Source organism: Hamadaea sp. NPDC051192, assembly GCF_040682475.1.
GTDB classification, from domain to species: Bacteria; Actinomycetota; Actinomycetes; order Mycobacteriales; family Micromonosporaceae; genus Hamadaea; species Hamadaea flava.
Genome location: NZ_JBFBAZ010000103.1, coordinates 22,655 through 29,141, shown reverse-complemented (window position 1 = coordinate 29,141; position 6,487 = coordinate 22,655). Strand labels below are relative to the sequence as shown.

The window sequence follows — 6,487 nt, the reverse complement described above, 5'->3', positions numbered from 1 at the left end:
CGCTCGAGATCTAGACACCTCAGAACGTAGGAGCAGCAACGGCGTGCGCTGCGTTACGACACATCAGCTACCCACACATGTCGGTGGAGAGCCCAAGATTCGACCCAGAACCCTGATCCGCCGCAAAAACTAAAGCGCGGAAGGACCTACTCGTACGCGATGGCCTCCAGCACGTTGAGTCGGCTAGCCCGGATCGCCGGGAGCACGGCGGCCAGAATGCCGGCCACGATCGCGAGGATCAGCGTCGCGATCAGGTAGCCCCACGGGATGGTGAGTTTCAGGTAGTCCCCGCCGAAGATCTTCACCGCCGCGACGCCGAGGCCGACCCCGACGACCATGCCGAGCAGCGCCCCGAACACGGAGATCAGGATCGACTCGACGGTGATCATGCGGGCGGTGGAGCCGCGGCTGAGCCCGATCGCGCGGATCATGCCGATCTCCCGCGTCCGCTCGTAGATCGACAGCAGCAGCGTGTTCACCACCCCGAGCAGGGCCACGACGATGGCCAGCCCGAGCATGATGTTGAGGATCACCAGCACGATGTCGAGCACGCTGGTGACCGTGCTCAGCAGCTCGCTCTGGTCGACGACCGTCACCTCCTTGTTGTCGGCGAACAGCGACTCCAGCTGGGTGCGTACCGGCTCGATCTGGTCGTCCGAGGCCACCTGGACGTAGGCCGCCTGGGCGTTGGGCGAGGTGAACCCGGCCGCGTCGGTCTCGTTGAGCAGCGGGCCGGACCAAGCACTGGACGGCTCCAGGGTGGCCACGACCTTCTCCTGCTTCGGCCCGCCCCGCGCGGTGACGATGTCGACCGTCGAGCCGGCGGTCGCGTTGAGCCGCTTGGCGGTGGCGTCGTCGAGGATGATCTCGCCGGCGGTCAGCGGCCGGATGTCGCCAGAGGCCGGCTTCAGGGTGAAGATCTCGGCGGTGGCGGCCGGGTCGCCCGCAAGGATCTGCGTGGTCTGCCCGCCCACCCGGGCGGTGTCGCTCCGGTACGCGGCCGCCTGAGTGACCCCGGGGATCTCCCGGATCTGCTTCTGCATCCCCGGGTCGAAGCCGGCCGTCGCGCCGGCCGAGAAGTCGACCTGCACGATCAGCTGCGCCTTCACGTCGTTGGTGAAGACGTCGGTGAGCCCGGCCTTGGCCGACGAGGCGAACACGCCTCCGGCGGTCGCCAGGGTCACGCCGATCATCAGCGCGGCCGCGGTCAACGCCGTACGCCGAGGGTTGCGCCCGGTGTTGCGAGTGCCCAGCCGGGCCGGGACCGAGGTGCCGAACAGCGCGCCCAACGCTCGGGTCACCGGCCGGCTGAGCACCGGGGCCAGCATGATCACGCCGATGAACACCAGCAGCGCACCGCCGCCGAGGACGAGCCAGAGCGGGTCCTTCCACACCTTCGTCAGCCGCAGCACGAGGAACGCGACGCCGATGAGCAGCACGATCAGGCCGGCGATGGTGAGCTTCTTGAGCGGCTTGTCCGGCACGGCGGCTTCCCGCATCGCCGCGATCGGCGGTACGCGCGACGCCCGCAACGCCGGGACCAGCGCCGAGATCACCGTCACGAGGACGCCGACGAGCAGCGTCACGATCACGACATAGGGCTTCACCACGATGCCGGTGACGGGCAGGTTGGTGTTGGACGCCGCCTCCAGGCCCTTCTTGCCCAGCCAGCCGACGCCGCAGCCGATGATCAGCCCGGCCAGCGCGGCGACCAGGCCCAGCAACGCGGACTCGGTCAGCACCGAGCGGAGGACCTGCTGCTTCGAGGCGCCGAACGAGCGATAGAGCGCCAGTTCCCGCGTACGCTGCGCGACCAGGATCGAGAACGTGTTGAAGATCAGGAAGATGGCGACGATCAAGGCGATCAGGGCGAAGACGGTGAGCCCGGTCTTGAGCACGGTGATGAAGGGCTGGATGCTGTTGCCGGCCTCGTCGGTCGCCTCCTTGTTGGTGCGTACGTCGTAGCCGGGGCCGATCTTCTGCTCGATGCGGCTCTTCAGCTCGCTGTCGCTGACCCCGCTCGCCGCCCGGACGTCCACACTGGTGTACGCGCCGGTCTTGCCCAGCATCAGTTCCTGGGCGACCGGCATCGTGAACGCGACCGTCATCTCCCCGGCCAGGGAGTCCCGGCCGCCTTCGTACCCGAAGATCCCGGCGACGGTGAACGTCTTCTCCGGCTGCAACGTGATGACCTGCACCTGGTCGCCGATCTTCTTGCCGGCCTGCTCGGCCAGGTTCGCCGACAGGGCGACCTGGTTCGGCTGGGTGGGCCCGGTCCCGTCGCGCAGTTCGAGCAGACCGTCCTCGCCGGTCCACCCGACGCCGAGCCGGGGCGGCCCGGAGGTCGGGATCACCTTGCCGTTGTCGCCGATCACCCGGGCGCCGTCCGAGGCGACCTGCGGGGTCGCCTTCTCGACCCCGTCGACCGTGCCGACGGTGTCGGCGACGCTCTGCGGCACCGTCGCGGTGACCACGCCGGACTGCTGGTCGCTGACCTCCGACTTGCCGGTGACCTGCACGTCCAGATCGGAGTTGATGGTCGAGAACAGCCCGGTGAAGCCCTGGGCGATCGTGTCGCCGGCGATGAACGCACCGGACATGAACATGGTGCCCAGGATGATGGCCAACGCGGACAGCAGCAGCCGCAGCTTGTGCGCGAGCAGGCCGCGCAGCATCGCCTTAAACATCGGCGCCACCGGTCGCGGCGTCGGGACCGGACTGCCCTGGGTCGAGGCTCTTCATCTTGTCCAGCACCGTGCTCTCGGTCGGCCTGGCCAGCTCGTCCACGATGGAACCGTCGGCCAGGAAGATCACGCGGTCGGAGTAGGAGGCGGCCCGGGGGTCGTGGGTGACCATCACGATGGTCTGCCCGAAGTCGTGCACCGAGCTGCGCAGGAAGTTCAGGACCTCGCCGCTGGACCGGGAGTCGAGGTTTCCGGTCGGCTCGTCGGCGAAGATCACCTCGGGCCGGGCCACCAGTGCGCGAGCGCACGCGACGCGCTGCTGCTGGCCGCCGGACAGCTCGGTCGGCCGGTGGCTCAGCCGGTCGCCCAGGCCGACCGTGTTGATCACCAGGTCCCACCACTGCGGGTCGGGTTTGCGCCCGGAGATCGCCATCGGCAGCAGGATGTTCTCCTGGGCGGTCAGCGTCGGCAGCAGGTTGAACTGCTGGAAGATGAATCCGACCTTCTCCCGCCGCAGCTTGGTCAGCCCGGCGTCGCCGAGCCCGGTCACCTGCGTGTCGCCGATGAACACCTCGCCGGCGTCGACCGTGTCCAGGCCGGCCAGGCAGTGCATCAAGGTCGACTTGCCGGAGCCGGACGGCCCCATGATCGCAGTGAAGTGCCCCCGGTCGAACGCCGTGGTCACCCCGCGCAGCGCGTGGACCTGCGCCTCGCCGTGGCCGTAGACCTTCCAGATGTCCTCGGCCCGGGCGGCGGCCGGCTGGGTGGTTTCGCTGCTCATAGGCCAGATATTGCCGTAGAGATCCGGCGAATCGGGCAAACTCCGCTAAATTTCCCGCGCTTCCCGCGGCTCGCGGGACGGTCCGGCTACTCGCCCGGTTTGATCAGGCCCGACTCGTACGCATAGACGACCGCCTGGACGCGGTCACGCAGTTTGAGCTTGGTCAGCACATGACCCACATGCGTCTTCACCGTCGTCTCGCTGACGGTGAGGACCCGGGCGATCTCGGCGTTCGACAGCCCCCGAGCGACCTGGGCGAGCACCTCCCGCTCCCGCTCGGTCAACCCCGACTGCCCCTCCGGTACGCCCTCCGCCGACACCGGCAGCGCCGCGAACTGGGCCAGCAGCTGCCCCAGCAGCACCGGCGAGATCGCGGCGTGGCCGGCGGCGACCGCGCGTACCGCGCCGACCAGGTCGTCAGCCGGGGCGTCCTGCGCCACCAGCCCCCGAGCGCCCGCCCGCAGCGCTGCGACCGCGTGATCGCCGACCGGCTCGGCGGTCAGCACGAGCACGCCGACCGGCAGCCGCGCCCCGGTGACCTCCCGGGCCACGGAGACCCCGTCCCGCCGGGGCAACCGGGCCTCGACCAGCAGCACGTCCGGCAGCAGCCGCCGGGCCAGTTCGACCGCCTCGACGCCGTCCCCGGCCTCGCCGACCACGTGGATGTCGGCGTACGCCCCGAGCACGCTGCGCAGCCCGCTGCGGAGCATCGGCTGATCGTCGGCGAGCAGCACTCGCACCGGCCCGGACATCACGAGGGCAGACTACCGGGCACGTGCCAGCGACCTGCCTGATCTTGCCCGGTCAGACGGCGTCGGCGAGACGTTCGCCGTCCACGCCGCGCTGGGCCGCCAGCCGGGCGGTCCGGGCGTCGATCGCGGTGGTGATCGCGGCCTGTTCCGGGAACGGCGGCGGAGTGCCGCCGAACGCCGGGCAGAGCGCCTGATGCGAGCACCAGTTGCACAGGCGGCTCTGCTTCGGCCGGAAGTCGCGGGCCTGCGCCGCCTGCTCGATCGCCCGCCACAGCGCGATCAGCGTCTTCTCGAACCGCTCCAGCTCCTCGGAGTCGGGGGTGTAGTCGCAGACCTCCCGGTCCTTGAGGTAGACCAGGCGAAGTACGCGCGGCACGATGCCCCGCGTCCGCCACAGCACCAGCGCGTAGAACTTGAGCTGGAACAACGCCCGCGCCTCGAACGCCTCCCGCGGCGCGCCGCCGGTCTTGTAGTCGACCACGCGCAGATCGCCGGCAGGGGAGATGTCGAGCCGGTCCACGTAGCCCCGGATCAGCAGCTCGTCGTCGAGGGTGGCCTCGATCAGGGTCTCGCGTTCGGCCGGTTCGAGCCGGGTCGGGTCCTCCACGGTGAAATAGCCCTGGAGTAGCTGGGTCGCCTCGTCGAGGAAGCCGTCGTCGACGGCGAGCGTCGCCAGCTCGGGCGCCTCGGTCAGCAGCGCCTCCCACGCCGGCCGCACCAGCAACGCCGCCTCCGCCAGCGTCCGGCTCGACGCCGGCAGGTCGAACAACCGCTCCAGCACCGCGTGCACCAACGTCCCGCGCGCCTGGTCCACCGTGGGCTGCTCGGGCAGCCGATCGATGCTGCGCAGCCGGTAGAGCAGGGGACATGTCTTGAAGTCGGCGGCCCGGGAGGGGGAGAGCGTGGGCAGCGGCGTTGTCATGGCCCTCACCGTAAGGCAGGGGTACGACGTTCGGCGTCAGCGGATCTTCGGGCGTGCCGCCCGCGGGGGAGTGCCCGGTGCGTAGCATTGCGGCGATGGAGAAGCGCTCATGACCGCGCCGGGCGCGGGCGTCAGGGTGCCCGGGGACCAAGCGGACGCTGACCGCAGGGAGGTGGCCGCGTGAGCGAGGAGACCGAACACCCCAGGTCGCAGCGGGCTCCCGAGCCGCCGCCGGCGGTCCGCCCAGGGGTGAGCCTCGGCCGGTTCTTCGGCTTCCCGGTCCGGCTGAGCCCGTCCTGGTTCCTCATGGCGCTGCTGATCATGGTCAGCTGGGGATCACAGCTGGCCGTCTCGCACGGCTCGATCGGGTACGCGCTGGCCGCCGCGATGGCGTTCTCCCTGCTGGTCTCGGTGCTGCTGCACGAGCTGGGGCACGCCCTGGTCGCCCGGTGGCGCGGGGTCGGCGTACGCGGCATCACGCTGGACCTGCTCGGCGGGTACACCGAGATGGAGTCCGATCCCCGCAAGCCCTCCACCGAGCTGCTCTTCTCGCTGGCCGGGCCGCTGGTGTCGTTCCTGATCGGAGCCGTCGCGGCGGTGGCGGCCCTGCTCATGCCGCCGTCGCTGCTGCGCATCCTGATCTGGCAGGTGGCCTTCAGCAACCTCGTCGTCGCCGTCTACAACGCCCTCCCGGGGCTCCCGCTGGACGGCGGCCGCGCGTTGCGTGCCGCGGTCTGGGCGATCAACGGCGACAAGACCACCGGGACGATCGTGGCGGGCTGGTCCGGCCGGGTCGTGGCGGTGCTGACCATCGTGGTCGCCTTCGTCCTCTACGCGACCGGCCTCTACAGCGCGGTCGGGCTGATCATCGCGGCGCTGATCGCGTTCACCCTGTGGCAGGGCGCCACCGCCTCGATCAACCAGGCCAAGGTGATGGCCCGCTTCCCCCTGATCGACCCGGTACGCCTGGCCCGCCCGCTGTTCGTGGTGCCGACCGGCACCTCCCTGGCCGAGGCGCTGCGCCGGGCAGCCGAGCAGGGACGCCCGGCGGCCGCGCTCGGTGTCGCCGACGCGTCCGGCCGGCTGGTGGCCCTCGTCAAGCGGGAAGCGGCCGCGGCCGTCCCCGAACAGCGCCGGCCCTGGGTGCCCGTGGAGTCGATCGCCCGCGACATCGACAGCGTCGGCGTCATCGCGGCCGGCCTGCGTGGCGAGGATGTGATCCGGGCGGTCCAACAGCACCCGGCCGACGAGTTCCTCGTGACCACAGGAGAGGATGTCGTCGGGGTTCTGCACCTGGCGGACCTCGTCCAGCTGCTCGACCCGCGTGCCCGAAGGAGTGCTCAGTGAG

The 6,487-nt window shown here is 70.5% G+C and carries 5 protein-coding genes; 1 reads left to right on the top strand and 4 read right to left on the bottom strand.

Annotated elements, in window-relative coordinates:
- Window positions 1-146: 146 nt before the first annotated feature.
- The 4 genes from AB0M47_RS31225 to AB0M47_RS31210 form a co-directional block, all read right to left on the bottom strand.
- Complete coding sequence (locus AB0M47_RS31225; protein ID WP_363420348.1) at window positions 147-2,687, bottom strand: FtsX-like permease family protein; 2,541 nt, start codon at window positions 2,685-2,687, stop codon at window positions 147-149.
- Entirely contained in the window at window positions 2,680-3,465 is a 786-nt protein-coding gene (locus AB0M47_RS31220) for an ABC transporter ATP-binding protein (RefSeq protein WP_363420346.1), read from the bottom strand. The genes AB0M47_RS31225 and AB0M47_RS31220 overlap by 8 nt, the downstream gene beginning before the upstream one ends.
- A gap of 86 nt (window positions 3,466-3,551) precedes the next feature.
- Entirely contained in the window at window positions 3,552-4,217 is a 666-nt protein-coding gene (locus AB0M47_RS31215; RefSeq protein WP_363420358.1) for a response regulator transcription factor, read from the bottom strand.
- A 52-nt stretch (window positions 4,218-4,269) separates the two neighbouring features.
- Window positions 4,270-5,139 (bottom strand): PD-(D/E)XK nuclease family protein, encoded by an 870-nt coding sequence (locus AB0M47_RS31210; protein WP_363420344.1) that lies wholly within the window; start codon window positions 5,137-5,139, stop codon window positions 4,270-4,272.
- Window positions 5,140-5,445: 306 nt separating this feature from the next.
- Here AB0M47_RS31210 and AB0M47_RS31205 point away from each other — a divergent pair, with 306 nt between their 5' ends.
- On the top strand, window positions 5,446-6,486 hold the full coding sequence (locus tag AB0M47_RS31205) for a M50 family metallopeptidase (RefSeq protein ID WP_363420356.1): 1,041 nt from the start codon (window positions 5,446-5,448) through the stop codon (window positions 6,484-6,486).
- Window position 6,487 lies beyond the last annotated feature (1 nt).

Coding starts and splice junctions, on each gene's coding strand:
- AB0M47_RS31225 (WP_363420348.1), bottom strand. CDS start 2,687: ATGTTTAAGGCGATGCTGCGCGGCCTGCTCGCGCACAAGCTGCGGCTG.
- AB0M47_RS31210 (WP_363420344.1), bottom strand. CDS start 5,139: ATGACAACGCCGCTGCCCACGCTCTCCCCCTCCCGGGCCGCCGACTTC.
- AB0M47_RS31205 (WP_363420356.1), top strand. CDS start 5,446: ATGGCGCTGCTGATCATGGTCAGCTGGGGATCACAGCTGGCCGTCTCG.
- AB0M47_RS31220 (WP_363420346.1), bottom strand. CDS start 3,465: ATGAGCAGCGAAACCACCCAGCCGGCCGCCGCCCGGGCCGAGGACATC.
- AB0M47_RS31215 (WP_363420358.1), bottom strand. CDS start 4,217: ATGTCCGGGCCGGTGCGAGTGCTGCTCGCCGACGATCAGCCGATGCTC.